This is a genomic window from Anaerotignum faecicola, assembly GCF_003865035.1.
Classification (GTDB): domain Bacteria; phylum Bacillota; class Clostridia; order Lachnospirales; family Anaerotignaceae; genus Anaerotignum_A; species Anaerotignum_A faecicola.
Genome location: NZ_BHVZ01000014.1, coordinates 298,353 through 317,050 on the forward strand (window position 1 = coordinate 298,353; position 18,698 = coordinate 317,050).

An 18,698-nucleotide genomic window follows, 5' to 3' on the forward strand; every position below is an offset into this window, starting at 1 on the left:
TGAATGTAAATAGATTTTAACAGAGTGATGAGGTAGAAAAATGGTACATCAATATAAATTGAATGGTTACAACATCGTGCTGGACACCTGCAGTGGCTCCATCCATAGCGTAGATGATCTGGCGTATGATGTCATCGGCATGATTCGCGAGTATACGCAGGGGGATATCATTGATGCCATGCTCGAAAAATATGACGATGTCACAGCGGAGGATGTGCAGGAATGTATTGACGATGTGGTGGCACTCAGACGGGCAGGCAAGCTGTTTACGCCCGATAATTATGAACATCTGGCGTATGATTTCAAGGCGAGAAATACGGTGATTAAGGCATTGTGCCTGCATGTTGCACACACCTGCAACCTAAACTGTTCCTATTGCTTTGCCAGTCAGGGTAAATATCAGGGGGAACGTGCGCTCATGACATTTGAGGTCGGCAAGCGTGCGATTGATTTTCTGATTGAAAATTCCGGCACAAGAAGAAACCTTGAGGTGGACTTTTTCGGCGGCGAGCCCTTGATGAACTGGGATGTGGTAAAGCAGGTGGTTGCGTATGCAAGAGAGCAGGAAAAGCTGCATGATAAAAACTTCCGCTTTACGCTGACCACAAACGGGATGCTGATTGATGATGAGGTTATCGAGTTTGCAAACAAGGAAATGCACAATGTTGTGCTTTCTCTGGACGGCAGAAGGGAAGTGCATGACCATCTGCGCAAGGATTATGCAGGCAACGGCAGCTATGACCGCATTGTGCCGAAATTTCAGGAATTTGTGAAAAAGCGTGGGGATAAAAACTACTATATGCGTGGTACCTTTACCCATAATAATGTAGATTTTACGAATGATCTGTTCCACATGGCGGATCTGGGTTTTACGGAGCTGAGCATGGAGCCTGTTGTCTGCGCGCCTGATGACCCGTATGCGCTGACAGAAGAGGATAAGCTCATTCTTTTCGAGCAGTATGAGCTGCTGGCGAAGGAAATGCTGAAGCGTAAAAAAGAGGGCAGACCGCTGACCTTCTATCATTATATGCTGGATTTGGAGCATGGCCCCTGTATCTATAAGAGAATTTCCGGCTGTGGCAGCGGCACGGAATATATGGCAGTGACCCCTTGGGGCGAGCTGTATCCCTGCCACCAGTTTGTCGGGGATGAAAAATACAGCATGGGCGATATCTGGAAGGGTGTTACCAATAAAGAGGTGCAGGATGAATTCAAGTGCTGCAACGCCTACGCCAGAGAGGGCTGTAAGGATTGCTGGGCGAAGCTGTATTGCTCCGGTGGCTGTGCGGCAAATGCGTACCATGCAACAGGCAGCATTACAGGCATTTATGAATATGGCTGCGATTTATTCAAAAAGAGAATCGAATGTGCCATCATGATGAAGGTAAGCGAGGCAAGCGAGTAAAGTGGCGCAGCCGCATGCTTGCATGATAGGCTGATGACACATGCCTGCGTAATGATAAAAAGGAAGATTTTATGGATACACCGATTTGTGATTTCATAAAGGAATACGAAGCGAAGGGCACCTCCCGTCTCCACATGCCGGGGCACAAGGGCGTGCCCTTTTTGGGGTGCGAAAATCGAGATATTACGGAGATTTGCGGCGCGGATGAGCTTTACGAGGCGGAGGGCATTATTGCGGCAAGCGAGAAAAATGCGAACGCGCTTTTTGGCTTTGGCAGGACGATTTATGGGACGGAGGGCTCCTCGCAGTGCATCCGTACCATGCTGTTTCTTGCGCTGCAGGAGAGGAAGAACCGCACGGAACGCCCTGTGATTCTGGCGGCGCGCAATGCCCATAAGGCATTTTTGTATAGCTGTGCCCTGCTGGATGTGGATGTGGAATGGCTGTTTCCGGAAGGAGCAAAATCCCTCTGCGCCTGCCCTATTACGGCGGAGCAGGTAGCCGAAGGGCTGAAAAAATCAAGTGCTTTCGCCGTTTATATTACCGCGCCGGATTATCTGGGAGGTTCCCCGGATATCAAGGGAATTGCGGTGGCTTGCAGGGCGGCGGGTGTGCCGCTTTTGGTAGATAATGCGCATGGAGCATATCTGAAATTTCTGCACCCATCTAAGCATCCATTGGATTTGGGGGCGGCGATGAGCTGCGATTCCGCGCACAAAACCTTGCCTGTGCTGACGGGCGGCGCGTATCTGCATTTGTCGGCGGAATGGGCGGAAAGGGTTGGCAGACAGGCGAAAAAAGCCATGGAGCTGTTTGGCTCGACAAGCCCCTCCTATCTGATTTTGCAGTCTCTGGATTTGTGCAACCGCTATCTGGCGGAGGGCTATCGGGAAAAATTGCAGTGGACGATTGGACAGATTGGACACCTGAGAGGACAGCTAAAAAAGCAGGGGTGGACAGTCATGATGGACAGCGACCCTCTGAAGCTGACAATTTTTACGGGCGAAAAGGGCTATCGCGGCAGAGAGGTCGCAGAAGTTTTGCGTGCGCATGAAGTCGAATGTGAATTTGCCGATTTGGATGCGGTGGTGCTGATGGCAACCCCCGAAAATACGGAACGGGATTTTCAGCGCATTGAAAAGGCACTGGAGCGCTTGCCGCAGAAGGAAAAAATCGAACCCTCACAGATGCCGCAAATTCTGCCGAAGCAAAAAATGCGGATTCGGGAGGCAATTTTCGGCAGATGGGAGGAGATTTCCTGTGAAGAAGCGGTGGGACGGATTTGTGCAAGCCCCTGTGTTTCCTGCCCACCGGCGATTCCGATTGCGGCAAGCGGAGAGGAAATCACAGCAGAGCTGCTGCCGCTTTTTCGGGCGTATGGCATAGAAAAAATCGAGGTTGTGAAGGAATGAAAAGAGAGTGCAGGGAACGGCACTCTTTTTTTGTGCCGAAAAGTTTTACAATTTCTTTAAAGTTTTACAATTTCTTTAAGTTTTCCGAAAAAGGAACAAAAACGCATTGCATTGTGATATGATATTTGACAGAATCAGAAAAATACGGGAACTTTTCCGAACGGTTTCCGTCTGAATAAAAAGTATGTTTATGATGCGTTGATCAAAGGAGATGAGGGAATGAACAGAAACAAGAAAACGGCAAAGCGTGCCATGGGGATGGCGCTCGCCGCAGTGCTGCTGCTTTCCCCCCTGAGCTATCTGGGGACGGAAACGGCGTATGCGGCAACGACCTATTATAACCAGAAAACGGAGAAAACCGTAACCCGCGGGGTGACATACGAAAAGAGCAGCCGTATGACGGATGCGGGTATTCAGAATATACATGTGCTGAAGGTTGACCTGACGGAAAGTACACTGCAATTCAAGGAAGTGGAAAGCAAGACGGACTATGGTTTGAAGGAAACCGTTAAGAAGCTCTTGACGGATAACGGCGCGGTTGCTGGGGTAAACTCTGACTTCTTCGGCTTGAGCGGCTCCTATTCTGCGGCATTTGGCCCGATTGTGCGAGACGGCGAGGTAATTTCCGCGGGGACAAGCATAAACAAGGGCGAGGGGCAGTATGCGGCGTTCTTCATGGATGAGAACGGCAACCCCTTCTTCGATTATTTCACCATGACGGCGAAATGCGGCAACGAGAAAAAGATGATGGAGCTTGCATCTTTGAATAAGGTAACCTCCATGGTATTCCCGATTTATCTGGACAGAAATGCCATGACAAATACCTCCGGTTTGGATAACCGTTTCCAGAACCTTGTGAAATTTGTGGTGCAGAATGACACGATTACGCAGATTTCCGAAAAGGGCGAAACCGTAGCGGTTCCGGAGGATGGCTACTTAATCGTGATGAGCGGCGATTATCGCGATAAGGCGGCATATATGTTCGAGGTGGGCGACCAGATGACATTGGATATCAATTCCTCTGTGAACCTGGACGGGATGGAAACCGCCTTTGGCGGCGGCGGCAAGCTGTTGGTTGACGGGAAAATCACAGAGGCAAACTCCATTGTTGCGAAGGGCAGACAGCCCAGAACGGCATTCGGCGTTTCCAAGGATGGCAAGACCGCAATTTTCATGGTTGTGGACGGCAGAGGGGACAGCATTGGCGCAACACACTGGGAAATGGGCGTGCTGATGCAGGAATACGGCGCGTATGAGGCAATGCACCTAGACGGCGGCGGCTCCTCTACCATGGCGGTGAAAACAACAGAGGATTCCTCTGTGAATGTGGTAAACAAGGTTTCCGAAGGCTCTGAACGTAGGGTAATCAACGCAGTCGGCATTTTCCAGACGGCAGAAAAGGGTGCAGTGCAGGAAATCCGGATGCAGCCCTCTATGACAAGAACACTGACAGGCAAGCCCATTACCTTTACGGTGTATGGTCTGGATGAGCATTACAACCGCATTGAAATTCCGGCAGAGCAGGTGACACTGGATGCTGTCGGCGTGGAAGGGACATGGAGCGGCTACAGCTTCACACCCAAGACAAGCGGCACATTTACTGTCATTGCAACCTATAACAATCTGGTGGCATATCAGCAGAATGTGGTGAGCGGCAAGGTGGCAAGACTCAGCCCCACAAATGCAAGCATCAAGCTGAACAAGGCAGGCGAAACGGCAACGATTGCCATGAACGCATACGATCAGGATGGGTTCTCCTACTGGGCATCCACAAGCACAAATTACAGCGTGGCGGATGAAAGCGTTGGTACTGTTTCCGGCAATCACTTCACGGCGAAAAAGGAAGGCTCTACCTATATCAAATGCGAAAAGGACGGCGCAATTGCATACATTACCGTAACGGTTGGCAATGCGGCGGCAGTCAAGGCACCTGCGGCAGCGGCGGCGAAGGATGTGCTGAACCAGACGGTGACAAAAGCAAATGACGGGGCGCATTATTTCAACGTAGCGGGCAAGCTTGCATACACAGGCGCAAATAAGATTGATGCGGCAGCCTATACTTCCGCAAGAGAAAAGGCGAAGGCCTATGTGGATGCAAACGCAAATGTGGCAATTTACGGCGGCAAAAACGATTTGCAGACGGCAAACAAGGTGGATTCTCTGACATGGAACGGGAGCTATCGTTTCCTGAACAGGGGCGGCGTGAGTGTGGCAATGCTTTCTGCGGCAAAGGGCGGCATTACCGCAACAAACCCCTCTCAGTGGGCAAGCTTCACAAGAGACATTGATGCGGCAAACAACAGCACCATTGTTCTGGTGATGGACAAGACCCCTTCTGCATTCAGCTCCGCGGCGGAAACCAATTATTTCCGCGCGATTCTGAGCAAGTATGTGGAGCAGGGCAAGAAGGTATTTGTGATCTCCTGCGGCAGTACGTCTTACTGGACCTCCACAAAGGACGGCGTGCGCTACATCAACCTGCCCGATCTCTGGAAGGCAGACGGGACGGTAAACCCGAATTATAAAATGCTGCGCTTCCGTGTGAAGGACGGCGCTGTGACATACGAAGCAGTTAATATCAAATAAAAATGCAGATGTTTTCGGGGGAGCTTCTCCCGAAAACATTTTTTTTGGATTCTCCGCTTTTGGTTGTAAAAAAAGGGAGAATAAGGTACTATATAAGGTGGATTACAAGGAGTATTTTTACCGATTGACACGAAAGAAAACAAATTTTCAATGGATTTTAGGAGTTTATTATGTCAGAAAAAGGCAATCAGGCGGTGAAAACCGTCAGCTTCATGATGTTAATTACCCTTTTTGGGAAAATACTGGGAATGGTGCGCGAGCAGCTTCTGGCGGCAAACTACGGAACGGATATGCAGGCGGCGGCATTTTTGCTGGCAAGCCGGATTCCCCGTACCTTTTTTGATGTGATTTTTGCATCGGCAATTTCTGCAAGCTTCATCCCTGTTTTTGTGGAATACTTGCAGAAAAAGGGGCGGCAGGAGGCGTTTTCGCTTGCGAACCGCTTTATTACGATGATTTCGACCGTTACGCTTTTGATGATGCTTCTGGGGATGGCGTTTGCAAAGCCGCTGACGCTTCTGATTGCGCCCGGCTATGATGTGGAAACGGTGACGCTTTGCGTGGGACTTCTGCGGATGCTTTTCCCGACGATGCTCTTTACGGCGGTTGCCTTTTCCTTTGTGGGGATTTTGCAGTCGTTGGAGGAATTTAATGTGCCTGCGGCACTGAGCGTGGTTTCCAACGGCGTTTTGATTCTGTATTATATTTTCTTTAACGAGAAATTCGGGATTCTGGGGCTGACGGCGGCGTTTCTGATTGGCTGGGCGATGCAGGCGGTAATCCAGATTCCGTCCCTTTGGAGGAAGGGCTATCATTATCGCCCGGATTTTCATTTTAAGGATGACGGGCTGAGAAAAATCGGGAGGCTGATGCTGCCGGTTATGGTCAGCACATGGATTCAGCCGATTAACTTTATGGTAAATACGCGCTTTGCTTCGCAGCTTTCGGAGGGCAGTGCGGTGAACGGGGAGCTGGGCGTTTCTGCATTGGAATATGCGAATAACCTGTATACGATTATCGTGGGCGTTTTCGTGCTTGCGATTGCAAATATGGTGTTTCCGAAATTTTCCCGTATGACGGAGGATAAAAAGGAATTCGGACTGGCGGTCAGAGGGACGCTGAAATCGATGATTTTCCTGCTGATTCCCATGACGGTGGGACTGATGGCTCTGGCACAGCCTGTGGTTTCGCTGATTTACCAGAGAGGGGCCTTTGACGAAACGGCAACACAGCTGACGGCGGCGGCGCTATTCTTCTTTGCATTGGGCATGGTTGGCTACGGCGTGCAGAATATTCTGAGCCGCGCCTTTTATGCGAATCAGGACGGGAAAACCCCGTTTTATTCGGGACTGGTTTCTATCGTTATCAATGCGGTTTTGTGTTGGCTTTTGCTGAAGCCGATGGGGATTGGCGGTCTGGCGCTTTCTGCGGCGGTTTCCTCCACAGCGGCGGCGGCAGTGCTTCTGATTCCGGCGGTGAAGCAGTATCCCGATATTCTGGATAAGGGCTTTGTACTCCAGATTGGGCGGATGCTTCTGGCGGCGGCAGGGATGCTCGTGCCGGTGCTTGGGTGCAAATGGCTGCTGCTGCCGAGACTGGGCGGACGCGTGCTTGGGCAGATTCTGCTGCTTTGCATCTGCGGCGGCGTTGGCGTGGCTGCCTACATGCTTTTTGCAAGGCTTCTGAAAATTGAGGAAGGTGAGTTTGTGTTTGGCATGCTGAAAAGGCTGCGGCACAGAGGAGGCGGGGAAACGGCGCAAGGCGCACCCCGTAAGAGGAAAAAACGGAGAACGTATACGATGACAGAAAAAATTTCTGCGATAATTGAAGACAGCTTTTGTTTCCGCCTGCTTGCGGCAATCTGCACGCTGCTGCGCTCTGTCTGGATGAACAGCATTGCGTACAGCATTTATGCGGCAATTTGCAGGGGATTCAAAAATGCGTTTGAAAACAGCGCGATTCTTGACTTTTTGCGTGCAAACTGGGATAGAAGGCTCAATACAAGGCAGGGGATTTTGCCGCGGTTCTGGCATAATCTGGTGCATTGGAGCGGCATGGCGGTGCGCAGAGAAAGCAACGGCCTTGCGGCGGCAATGGGCGAAAGCTTTTTCCTGCGCGTATTTAATCAGAATTTCCTGATTTTCTGTTTGGCAGGGATTGTGGCGGCGATTCCCGTTCTGCCGACGATGCTTCTGGCGGTTCTGGTTCTGGGAACCTTTGTGCTGTATTTCATTCAGCTTTTTCTGGGAAGAATCCGGATGCAGCGGACGAGCATGGTGAGCGTGCTTCTGGGCTGCTTCGGGGTTTGTATCCTTTATGCAGGGGTGACAAGCTATGCCTTCCCTTCGGCACTGCTGGCAATGAGCCTGTTCCTGATTCTGATGGCGGTATTCTTTGTGGCAAAGGATGCCATTGATACAGAAGAAAAGCTGAATTTTGTGCTTTGGGTACTGATTACCGTAGGGGCGCTGATTGCGCTTTACGCGGTATATCAATATATCATTGGGGTGGAAATGGATGCCGCATGGGTGGATGAGGAAAGCTTTGACATCACCACGCGCGCGTATGCAACCTTCAGCAACCCGAATGTTCTGGGGGAATACCTGATTCTGGTCGGTTCTCTGGCGGCAGGGATGATCTGGAAGATGAAAAACTGGTGCGGCAGATTATATTATACAGGCTGCTTCGGTGTGATTTGTCTGGGCCTTGTGGCAACGGGCTCTCGTGGGGCAATGCTTGGGCTGATGTTCTCGGCAGGACTTTTCGTGCTGCTTTCCGAAAAGCGGCTGATTCCCCTTGGGGTGGTGCTGCTTTTGCTGATGCCGTTTATTCTGCCGGCAGGTCTGTGGGCGAGAATTGCAAGCTCCGTTACGATGAGCGACTCCTCCTCGCTGTACCGTGTGTCGATTTATACGGCGGCGTTGGATATCATTCGCCATTATTGGGTGACGGGCATCGGAATCGGTGCATTTAATCAGATTTATCCGCTGTTCTCCTTTGAGGCGGCGAATGCGTACCACGCGCATAATCTGTTCTTACAGGAATTCATCGAACTGGGGATTGTCGGCTTTGCTGTACTGCTGCTGCTGCTTTTGTTCTTCTTCCAGAGGCTTTACAGCGGTATGCGGACGGCACCGAAGCGGTTCCGTTTTCTGCTGGGGGCAATCTTCGGCGGCTTTGCAGGGCTTTTATTGCAGGGGCTGACGGATCACCTCTGGTTTGATTACCGCATTGTGCTGTTCTTCTGGTGCTTCATCGGCATCGGCATGGCAACGGTGCGTGTGGCAGAAAAGAAGGGCGAAAGAGAAACGGAGGAAATGAAATGACGGAAAAAAGAATGAAAATCCTCCATGTTCTGACAGACAGAAATATTGGCGGCGCAGGGCGTTGGCTATTGTATTATCTGAAATATCATAACAGAGAAAAATTTGCGGTGCAGGTGGTTCTGCCGCATGACAGCCTTCTGGTGGCGGCGGTGCAGGCATTGGATGTGCCTGTGCTTGCGATGGAGGAGATGGAGGACAAATCTTTCGACAGGAAGGCATTCAAGGCGTTGGCGAAAATTTTCCGCGCGGAAAGGCCGGATATTGTGCATACGCATGCGAGCATGACGGCGCGCATGGCGGCAAGACGGGCGAGAGTGCCATATATCTTCAATACAAAGCACTGCATGGAGGGCGCGCCGGGCGGACTGGCAAAGAAGATTCTCCGCAGAGAAATCAATGCGGTGTTCAGTGATAAAATCATTGCGGTCAGCAAGGCGGTACGCAGAAGCATGATTGCAGGCGGCACAAAGCCGCAGGAAATTGCGGTGGTTTATAACGGCATTGAGCGGATTCCCATTCCGAGCGCAGAGGAAAAGGCGGCACTGCTTTCCTCCTTTGGCGGCAAGGCAGGGGAGAAGGCGGTCGGCATGGTCGCGCGTCTGGAGGAAGTGAAGGATCATGAAACCTTTTTGCTTGGCGCGAAAAGGCTTCTGGAAAAGCGGAAGGATGTGCGGTTTTACATTGTCGGAGACGGCAGTCTGCGCAAGCAGCTGGAACAGAAGGCGGCGGCGCTTGGCATTCGTGAACATGTGACGTTTACAGGCTTTTTGCAGGATGTGGAAAAAATAGAGGCGGCGCTTGATATTGCGGTGATTACATCGAAGGCGGAGGCATTGTGCCTTTCTATTCTGGAAAGCATGATTGCAGGGATTCCGGCGGTCGGGACGGACAGCGGCGGCGTGGCAGAGGTGATTCGCCATGGCGAAAATGGCTTTCTGATTCCTGTCGGGGACAGCGACGCACTGGCGGAGAGACTGGACGAGCTGCTTGCGGATGACGCGAAGCGAAGCGCCTTTGGCGCACAGGCAAAGAGGGATGCCGAGGCGACCTTTTTGGCAGAGCAGATGACAAGAAAAATCGAAAAACTCTATCTGGAGGCAGGAAAATGAAAAGTAAGAAGGTATTCGGTATTTTCAATATCGTGGATATTTTGCTGATTCTGATTGTAATAATTGTCGGCATTGTCGGCGGAAGGATGCTTTTGGGCGGCAGAAGCGCGGCAGAGGGCGGCGCGGATACAAAGACCTATTCCTATGTGGTGATGGGCGAGGAGGTTGTCGCGGAAACGGCGAATTTCCCCGTTGTGGGCGGCAATGCCTATGAAAGCTCCACCTCGACCTATCTGGGTACGGTGAAGGATGTGAAAACAGAGCCGTTTACGGAAACGATGTTCAACCGTACCACGGGGAAATATGAAAAGGTGCCTGTGGACGGCTACAGCAATATTTATGTGACGATTGAAGGAAGCGGAACGGAAACGGAAAAGGATATTACCGTGGAAGGAACGACCGTGAAGGTCGGGATGGAGCTGAATGTCAAGGGCAAGGGCTATGCCTTTAAGGGCATTGTTGTAGAAGTAAGGGATGGTGAGTGATATGGCAAAGAGAAAACCGAACATTGTGGATATCCTCATTATCGTAGTTGTGGTTGCGCTCTGCGCGGTGGCGGTGTTCAAATTCGGCGTGGTGAATCAGAAGGAATCCGCAGGGGTGGACGACTCCGAGGAGCAGAGAACCTATACGGCACTGATTGACGAGGTGCGGATGGCAACGGTCAATGCGCTGCATGAGGGGGATAAAATCTATGACGAGAAAACAGGCATCTGCTTAGGGACGATTACGGCAGTGAAGCACGAGCCGTTTCTGAAAAATGTACTGCTGAATGACGGCACGATTCAGCCTGTGGAATTTCCCGATTATTACAGCGTGACGCTGACGATTGACGGCCCTGTGGTGGAGAAGGACGAGGGCTATTTCGTGGACGGTGTTGTGGAAATGAAGGCAAATTCCGAAATGAATGTAGCGACAAAATATGCGAAACCCGTAATGAAAATCACAAGCATCAGCGAATGAGTGGGGGTTAAGACATGAAAAAGTATAAAATTCTGATGGCTCTGATGGGGCTGGAAATCGGCGGGGCGGAAACCCATGTGGTGGAGCTTTCCAAGGAGCTGAAAAAGCAGGGCTATGATATTATTGTTGCCTCCAACGGCGGCGTTTACGAAAAGGAGCTGGCAGAGGCAGGGATTCGCCATTACCATGTGCCGCTGAACCAGAGAAATGTGCTGAAAATGGCGCGCTCCTATTTCATTTTGAAAAAAATTATCAAAAAGGAAAAGGTAGATATTGTTCATTCGCATGCGAGAATTCCAAGCTTTGTCTGCGGACTTCTGAAGGAAAGAATGAAAAACAGCTTTACCTTTGTGACCTCCGCGCATTGGGTATTTTATACGGGGATGGGGCTGAAATACATCTCCAACTGGGGGCAGAAGGTGATTGCGGTCAGCGACGATATTCGCGAGTATCTGATGGAAAATTATAAGGTGCGGTATGAGGATATTTTTGTGACCATCAACGGGATTGATACCGAAAAATTTTCTCCTGAGACGGACGGCGCGAAGGTGCGGGCGGAATTTGGCTTGCAGGCGGAGGAGCCGACACTGGTTTATGTCAGCCGCATGGACGAAAGCCGCGCACTGGTGGCAAGACAGCTGATTGCGATTGCGCCGAAGCTGGCGCAGGCAATCCCCGGACTGCGAATGCTGATTGTCGGCGGCGGGGATGTGTTTGACGAGCTTTTGGCGGAATCCAAAAGAGTGAATGTGCAAATCGGCAGAGAATGTATCACCATGACGGGCGGCAGAACGGATATCAATGAGCTGGTAGCGGTGGCAGATGTTTTTGTTGGCGTAAGCCGCGCGGCTCTGGAGGCAATGGCGGCAGAAAAGCCTGTTATCGTTGCAGGGAATGAAGGCTACATCGGGCTGTTCGGGGAGGATAAGCTGGAGCTGGCACAGGAAAACAACTTCTGCTGTCGTGGGTGCGAGCTTTCCAACGAAAATCTGCTGTATCGGGATGTGGTGCATACATTCAATGACCTGACGGATGAACAGCGGCAGAAAATGGGCGCATACGGCAGAGAGGTCATCTTCCAATATTATTCCGTAACGAAGATGGCGGGCGACTGCGTGTGTGCATATAATGCGGCATGGAAGGAAAGCCATGAAAAGCAGTACAACGTGGTGATGAGCGGCTATTACGGCTTTAACAACACGGGCGACGAGGCAATCATGCTTTCCATGCACAAGAATATTCAGCAGATGGGCGAGAATTACCATATTACCGTGCTTTCCAACAAGCCGAAGGAAACAAAGGAGAAATACGGGATTGAGGCGGTATACCGCTTTGGATTCATGGATGTGTTCCGTGCAATTCACAGGTGTGACGTGCTGCTTTCGGGCGGCGGCTCCTTGCTGCAGGACAGCACCTCTACCCGTTCTCTGATGTATTACCTTTCGATTACGGCGGCGGCAAAGCTGATGCGCAAAAAGGTGATGCTTTACGCAAACGGCATCGGGCCTGTTTCCGGCAAGCGCAACCGCAGACTGGTGAAGCAGGTGGTGAATAAGGCGGATTTGATTACACTGCGAGAGGAAAACTCCTACGAGGAGCTGCTTTCTATGGGGGTAAACCCGAAGAAATGCTTTGTGACGGCTGACCCTGTATTTACAATGGACGGCGTGAGCGAGGAGAAAACACAGGAAATCCTCAGAGAAGAAGGGATTCCGACAGATAAGCCGATGGTTGTGGTTTCTGTCCGCAACTGGAAGGATATGGACAAATTCATCGGGCAATTTGCGGAATTATGTGATATCATTGTGGAAAAATATCAGCGGAACATCGTATTTTTGAGCATGCAGATGCCGCATGACGTGACGGTGAGCGAAAAGGTACGCAAAAAAATGAAGCAGAACGCTTATATTTTAAAGAGCAGCTACTCTCCCTATGAGGTAATGGGGATTATTTCTCAGGCGGATTTCATTCTGAGCATGCGTCTGCATACGCTGATTTTTGCGGCAAGACAGAGAGTGCCGCTGATTGGCTTTATTTATGACCCTAAGATCGAATATTATCTGGAGAAGCTGGATATGCCCAGCGGCGGCAAGCTGAAGGAATTTGACAAGGAGAAAACACTGGCTCTGGTGGAGGATGTTATCCAAAACAAGGAAAGCTATGTGGCGAAGCTTGCGCAGAAGGAAAAGGAACTGGAGAAAATGGCACACAAGAACGAAAGATATCTGGAAAAGCTGCTGGAGCGCAGAAAAAAATAAGGGGGAGCGTAGTATGAACAGGAAAACACACATATTAGGGGTGCCCTTCGATGTTGTGACGATGGACGAGGCTGTAGCACGGGCAGAAGGACTGCTCAAGGAAAAAGGGCAGCATTTCATCTGTACCCCTAATCCGGAAATTGTGATGGAGGCAAGAAAGGACGCAGAGCTGATGAGCATTCTGCGGGAGGCGGACTTGGTTGTGCCGGACGGAATCGGTGTTGTATGGGCATCCAAATACAGCGAGATTCGCTTGCAGGAGCGCGTGGCAGGCTACGACCTGACGCAGAACCTGATGGCAGACCTTGCGGCGAGCGAGGAAACCTTTTATTTCTTCGGCGGCGCGCCCGGAGTTGCGGCAACGGCGGCAAGAAAAATGATGAAGAAATACCCCGGACTGAAGATTGTGGGCGTGCATAACGGCTATTTCGACGAAAAAGAGGAAAAGAAAATCATTCAGGACATAAAAAAGAAGGCTCCGTCCATACTGCTGGTAGGACTGGGTGCGCCCAAGCAGGAAAAATGGATTTATGACAACATCCGTCTGGTTGGAGCGAAGGTAGCCATTGGCGTTGGCGGCAGCTTTGACGTGATGGCAGGCAATGTGAAGCGGGCACCGAAGATTTTCCGCAGACTGGGACTGGAATGGTTCCACCGCCTGATTACACAGCCGACGAGATGGCGGCGCATGATGCGTCTGCCGAAATTTGCGCTGACGGTTCTCAGAACAAGGGGACGTTAAGAGAAAATGCCCCACGCGGCGCGAATCATTTTGGACAAAAAAGAGGAGAATGCGGCAGGACTTTTGTCGGAATTGTGCAGGGGAAAACGGCAGTTCCGACAACGGGAAAGTATGCCGGTGAAGGACGGGAAACATTCTTTTGTGTTTTTTCAAAGAAAGAAGTGCATTTCGGAAAAAGAATTATTATGAATATCGACCGAAATGCCTTTTTTCGTTTGCCGGATATTCGGGAAGTTTTGAGAAACGCGGTCGGGGATAAGTAAAAAATGACAGCGTAAAGAGAACGAAAAAATGAGGTTTTACCGTAGTATTCTGAAAAGCAAGGGTCAGTTTTAATAAAAAACAGACCCTATTTTTATGTAAAAATCAAGCTGAAAGAGATTTTTACTGTTTTTTTATACTTTCCTCTTTCTTTTTTTGTCATTTTGTTATAAAATGAGCATAGGCGAATTTGATACCTCTTCGCAGAGAGGTTTTTAGGCAATTTATACAGAGAAGCAAAAACAGAATAGCTGCATTTCAGATGCAGAGAAAAGTATTGAGGTGAAAGCGATGATTTCAAATCAGATTTTGCAGAGTACCATCGACGGACTGAAAAGTATCACGAGAAAAGAACTGAGCGTTGTGGAAAAGGAAGGCAAGGTGATTGCCACCACAGAGGAAAATATGATCGGCCGTCAGATTGATGCGGTGGAGAATTTTATCAGTTCCCCTGCGGAAAGTCAGTTAATTCTGGGCTATCAGTATTTTAAGATTTATGACAACGGCGTGCCTGAGTATGTGATTCAGGTGAAGGGGGAGGACGAATCCGGCTATCAGATCGGCAAGATTGCCGCATTCCAGATTCAGAGCCTTCTGGTTGCGTATAAAGAAAGATATGATAAGGACAACTTTATCAAGAATCTGCTGCTGGATAACCTGCTGCTGGTGGATATTTACAGCCGCGCGAAGAAGCTGCATATTGAAAATAACGTACATCGTATCGTGTATTTGATTGAAACGAATATTGATAAGGAAATGAATGTGGTGGAAATTGTACGGAGCATTTTCCCTGCAAAAACAAAGGATTTTGTAACGGCGGTGGATGAGCACAGCATTATTCTGGTGAAGGAGCTGCGCGAGAAGGAAACCGCGGACGAAATCGACCGCATTGCAAAGACCATCGAGGAAACACTGAATGCGGAAACAAACAGCCGTGTTTATATTTCCAGCGGTACGATTGTAAGCGATTTGAAGGATGTTTCCCGTTCCTATAAGGAAGCGAAGATGGCGCTGGAGGTTGGCAAAATCTTCGAGACGGATAAATATATCGTGAACTATGAAAAGCTGGGCATCGGCCGCCTGATTTATCAGCTGCCTCTGCCGCTGTGCCGGATGTTCATCAAGGAGGTTCTGCATGGGCTGACGATGGATGATTTCGATGATGAAACACTGGCAACGGTAAATAAATTCTTTGAAAACAACTTGAACGTATCCGAAACAAGCCGTCAGCTGTATATCCACAGAAATACACTGGTATACAGACTGGATAAGCTGCAGAAGATGACCGGCTTGGATTTGCGGAATTTTGATGATGCGATTATCTTCAAGATTACGCTGATGGTAAGCAAATACATGATTTACATGGATAAAATGGCATATTAAGCAAAACTGAAAAACTGAGGGGGCATCTTTGCTCCCTCTTTTTTTGTGGAAAACGGAAAAATTAAGAGGATTTTAATAAAATCGAAAGGTTTACCAAGGCTCTGCTACTTGTTCGCTTATTTTATTTATGGTATAATCTTAAAATGTGTAAAGACGAAATATGGGAACATCCGTCGTTTTTTAGAATAAAACTTTTTCAGAAAGAGGGAGATACGTTATGATTCACATGAATAACGTAACAAAGGTATATCCCAACGGTTCTACGGGTGTGGAAAACATCAACCTGCACATCAACAAGGGTGAATTTGTATTCATCGTTGGTTCGAGCGGTTCGGGGAAATCCACGCTGATGAAGCTGCTTTTGAAGGAGCTTGACCCGACCGAAGGGGATATTATCATCAATAAAGTGAAAACAAATGAACTGAACAGAAGGCAGATCCCTTATCTGCGGCGTAATCTGGGGGTTGTGTTTCAGGACTTCCGTCTGCTTCCCAATAAAACGGTATATGAAAATGTGGCGTTTGCGATGCGTGTGATCGAGGCACCCGGACGCATTATCCGCAGAAACGTGCCTGCCGTGCTTTCTCTGGTTGGGCTGGGACAGAAGGGCAGAAGCTATCCCAATCAGCTTTCCGGTGGGGAGCAGCAGAGAACGGCACTGGCAAGAGCCATTGCGAATAATCCCCCTATCTTAATCTGCGACGAGCCGACAGGGAACCTTGACCCCGAAACAGCATACGGCATTATGAAGCTGCTGGATGACATCAACAAGCGTGGGACAACCATCGTTATGGCAACCCATGCGAGAGATATTGTAGATGCGATGCAGAAGCGCGTGGTTACGCTGCATAAGGGTCACATTATAAGAGATATTGAAAAAGGTGGTTATAGCGATGAAGCCTAGTACGATTAGATATTTTATAAGAGAGGGTCTCAGCGGACTGAAGATGAATATGCTAATGACCATGGCTTCCATTGTCGCTGTTGCAGCCTGCATCTCTATTTTATCCTTTTCCTACTGCGTAGGGAGCAATCTGCGGTATATGCTGGGGCAGATGGAGGATTCCATTGGCATTTCCGTTTTCCTGAAGGGAGACCTGAGTGGGGAACAGATTGAAAATATGAAAGATGAAATTGCAAAGATAGACCATGTGCAGAGCGTGGAATATATTTCCCCTTCGGATGCTCTGGTGGAGCTGAAAAAGGACTGGGGCGCGGACGAGGATATCTTTGTGGGTCTGGATGGGGAGAACAATCCTTTATCCCATTCCTTTTCGATTTCCCTGGACAATATTGAAAATCAGGATGCAGTGCTGACTGCATTGGAAAAAATTGACGGGATTGACAACATTCGGCATGGGCAGACAGAGACAGAGGTATTGCTGAAGGCGAGCCGTGTGTTCAATGTCGGGAGCGTACTGGTTATGTTGCTGCTGGGTGTGATTTCCATTATGATTATCATTAACACCATTCGTATTTCCGTGATGAACCGACGGGTGGAAATTAACATCATGAAATATGTTGGGGCGACAGACTGGTTTATCCGGTGGCCCTTCATTGTGGAAGGGATTATCATCGGTATCGTCGGTGCGTTGGTGCCGCTGGTGCTGGGACTTCCGATTTATACGAAGGTGACGAGTGCAATTTTCGATTATCTGCCTATGATTAAATTTATCCAGTTCCGTCTGACGGGGGATGTATTTGGATTCCTGTTCCCCTTCGGCATCATTTTTGGTGTGGCACTGGGGGTTATCGGCAGCGTATCCTCGATTCGTAAGCATCTGCGGGTATAAGCAGTCGGAAAAACAAAATAACAATGAAAAAAGAGGGGAAGTGTTTTGGAGAATACTTCCCCTTTCTTATAGGATAATTCCCTTTGGGGAAACATAGGATAAAGCAAGATTGAAAAAGAGGTGATACAATGAAAAGAAAAGACTTTTGGAAGGGCTTTGGTGTGGCACTGGCGTTGGTTGTGGTGCTGAATCTGGCATGGAAGCCCATCTGCCGCGCAATTCCATGGCATGTTCTTCCCTTTGAAATCAGCATGAGCAAGGATGCAAAGGTGGATATGATACAGAGCTATCTGGATAAATATTATGTGGAGGACATAGACCAAGGCAAGCTGGAGGATACGCTTTTTGCAGGGATGCTTGCCGGCGTGGGAGATAAGTATACATATTATATGCCGAAGGAAAACCTGCGGCAATATCTTACCAACACCAACGGGAACTTTGACGGCGTGGGGATTGAGATTTACACTACGCAGGACGGCGAGGTTGTCATCAGCAGCGTGATGCCTGGACAGCCGGCGGAAACGGCAGGCCTGCAGGCGGGCGACGTGATTATCGGCGTGGATGGCGAGGATATGAAGGGAAAGCTGCTTTCGGATGTTGCGGCAAAGATTCACGGCGAGAAGGGCACTGCGGTTACGATTCGGGTGCAGCGCGGCGATGAGGAGAAGGAATTTACCATGGAACGTGCAACGGTTGAGGTGGAAAGCGTTTCCTCCCGTATGATGGAGAACAAAATCGGGTATATTTCCATCAGCGGTTTTAAGGAAAACACTTACAGCCAATTCAAGGAGGCACTGACGGCACTGCAGAAGGACGGCATGAAGGGGCTGATTCTGGATTTGCGGGATAACCCGGGTGGTCTGGTGCGTTCTGTATATGAAATCGGGGATGAGCTGCTGCCGGAGGGCACGATGGTTTATACTCTGGACAAAAAGCAAAACAGAAATGATTTGAAATGTGATGAGAAATATCTGGATATTCCGCTGGTAGTGCTGGTGAATGAAAACAGCGCCAGTGCGTCGGAGATTTTCGCAGGCGCGGTGAAGGATACGGGGCGCGGCACACTGGTGGGCAACCAGACCTTCGGCAAGGGCCTGGTGCAGCGGCTGTTTGTTTTGCCGGACGGCTCCGGTCTGAATGTGACGGTACAGAAATACTATACGCCGAACGGCACCTCCATCCATGGGGTTGGCATTGAACCGGATGAAAAGGTGGAGCTGCCCGAAGCATACAGCGGCACACCGCTGACAGAGATCCCCGCAGAGCAGGATACGCAGCTGCAAAAGGGTCTGCAGGTGATGGAAGAACAGCTGAAATAAGGAAAAATAACGCAGATTCCGATTCATATAGAAGAAAAATGTTGTTTTTTCTATAAACGGGGCTTTTCAAGAGCGCAAGATTCCAGTATACTGAAAAGACATAGAAAAAATTTTTGACGGAAAGAACAAAGGAGCGGCGGT

General features: G+C 49.5%; 14 protein-coding genes. All 14 read left to right on the forward strand.

Annotation, left to right across the window (positions count from 1 at the left end):
* The first annotated feature begins 40 nt into the window (after positions 1-40).
* The 14 genes from scfB to EJE48_RS11525 all read left to right on the forward strand — a co-directional run bounded on the left by scfB (position 41) and on the right by EJE48_RS11525 (position 18,557).
* Entirely contained in the window at positions 41-1,405 is a 1,365-nt protein-coding gene (gene scfB, locus EJE48_RS11460) for a thioether cross-link-forming SCIFF peptide maturase (protein WP_118580587.1), read from the forward strand.
* 71 nt (positions 1,406-1,476) lie between these two features.
* Positions 1,477-2,817 (forward strand): aminotransferase class I/II-fold pyridoxal phosphate-dependent enzyme, encoded by a 1,341-nt coding sequence (locus EJE48_RS11465; protein WP_118580584.1) that lies wholly within the window; start codon positions 1,477-1,479, stop codon positions 2,815-2,817.
* Positions 2,818-3,036: 219 nt separating this feature from the next.
* Complete coding sequence (locus EJE48_RS11470) at positions 3,037-5,403, forward strand: phosphodiester glycosidase family protein (RefSeq protein WP_118580581.1); 2,367 nt, start codon at positions 3,037-3,039, stop codon at positions 5,401-5,403.
* Between the two features lie 170 nt (positions 5,404-5,573).
* Positions 5,574-8,729 (forward strand): murein biosynthesis integral membrane protein MurJ, encoded by a 3,156-nt coding sequence (murJ, locus tag EJE48_RS11475; RefSeq protein WP_118580578.1) that lies wholly within the window; start codon positions 5,574-5,576, stop codon positions 8,727-8,729.
* Positions 8,726-9,838 (forward strand): glycosyltransferase, encoded by a 1,113-nt coding sequence (locus tag EJE48_RS11480; RefSeq protein WP_118580575.1) that lies wholly within the window; start codon positions 8,726-8,728, stop codon positions 9,836-9,838. The genes murJ and EJE48_RS11480 overlap by 4 nt, the downstream gene beginning before the upstream one ends.
* On the forward strand, positions 9,835-10,323 hold the full coding sequence (locus EJE48_RS11485) for a DUF4330 domain-containing protein (RefSeq protein ID WP_118580572.1): 489 nt from the start codon (positions 9,835-9,837) through the stop codon (positions 10,321-10,323). The genes EJE48_RS11480 and EJE48_RS11485 overlap by 4 nt, the downstream gene beginning before the upstream one ends.
* Before the next feature lies 1 nt (position 10,324).
* Complete coding sequence (locus EJE48_RS11490) at positions 10,325-10,801, forward strand: DUF4330 family protein (protein ID WP_160117373.1); 477 nt, start codon at positions 10,325-10,327, stop codon at positions 10,799-10,801.
* Positions 10,802-10,815: 14 nt separating this feature from the next.
* Positions 10,816-13,059, forward strand: a complete 2,244-nt coding sequence (gene csaB / locus EJE48_RS11495) for a polysaccharide pyruvyl transferase CsaB (protein WP_118580566.1) — start codon at positions 10,816-10,818, stop codon at positions 13,057-13,059.
* A 13-nt stretch (positions 13,060-13,072) separates the two neighbouring features.
* Positions 13,073-13,801: a WecB/TagA/CpsF family glycosyltransferase gene (locus EJE48_RS11500; protein WP_118580563.1), complete on the forward strand. Its 729-nt coding sequence runs from the start codon at positions 13,073-13,075 to the stop codon at positions 13,799-13,801.
* A complete protein-coding gene (locus EJE48_RS13005) occupies positions 13,738-14,064 on the forward strand; it encodes a DUF2179 domain-containing protein (protein WP_408608199.1) in 327 nt (108 codons plus the stop codon). The genes EJE48_RS11500 and EJE48_RS13005 overlap by 64 nt, the downstream gene beginning before the upstream one ends.
* Before the next feature lie 289 nt (positions 14,065-14,353).
* Positions 14,354-15,445 carry a PucR family transcriptional regulator gene (locus tag EJE48_RS11510; RefSeq protein ID WP_016406991.1) on the forward strand — a complete coding sequence of 364 codons (1,092 nt, stop codon included), beginning with the start codon at positions 14,354-14,356 and terminating at the stop codon, positions 15,443-15,445.
* 217 nt (positions 15,446-15,662) lie between these two features.
* Entirely contained in the window at positions 15,663-16,349 is a 687-nt protein-coding gene (ftsE, locus tag EJE48_RS11515; RefSeq protein ID WP_016406992.1) for a cell division ATP-binding protein FtsE, read from the forward strand.
* Positions 16,339-17,238, forward strand: a complete 900-nt coding sequence (gene ftsX / locus EJE48_RS11520; RefSeq protein WP_118580557.1) for a permease-like cell division protein FtsX — start codon at positions 16,339-16,341, stop codon at positions 17,236-17,238. Before ftsE ends, ftsX begins: the two co-directional genes overlap by 11 nt.
* 128 nt (positions 17,239-17,366) lie before the next feature.
* Positions 17,367-18,557 carry a S41 family peptidase gene (locus tag EJE48_RS11525; RefSeq protein WP_118580554.1) on the forward strand — a complete coding sequence of 397 codons (1,191 nt, stop codon included), beginning with the start codon at positions 17,367-17,369 and terminating at the stop codon, positions 18,555-18,557.
* Positions 18,558-18,698 lie beyond the last annotated feature (141 nt).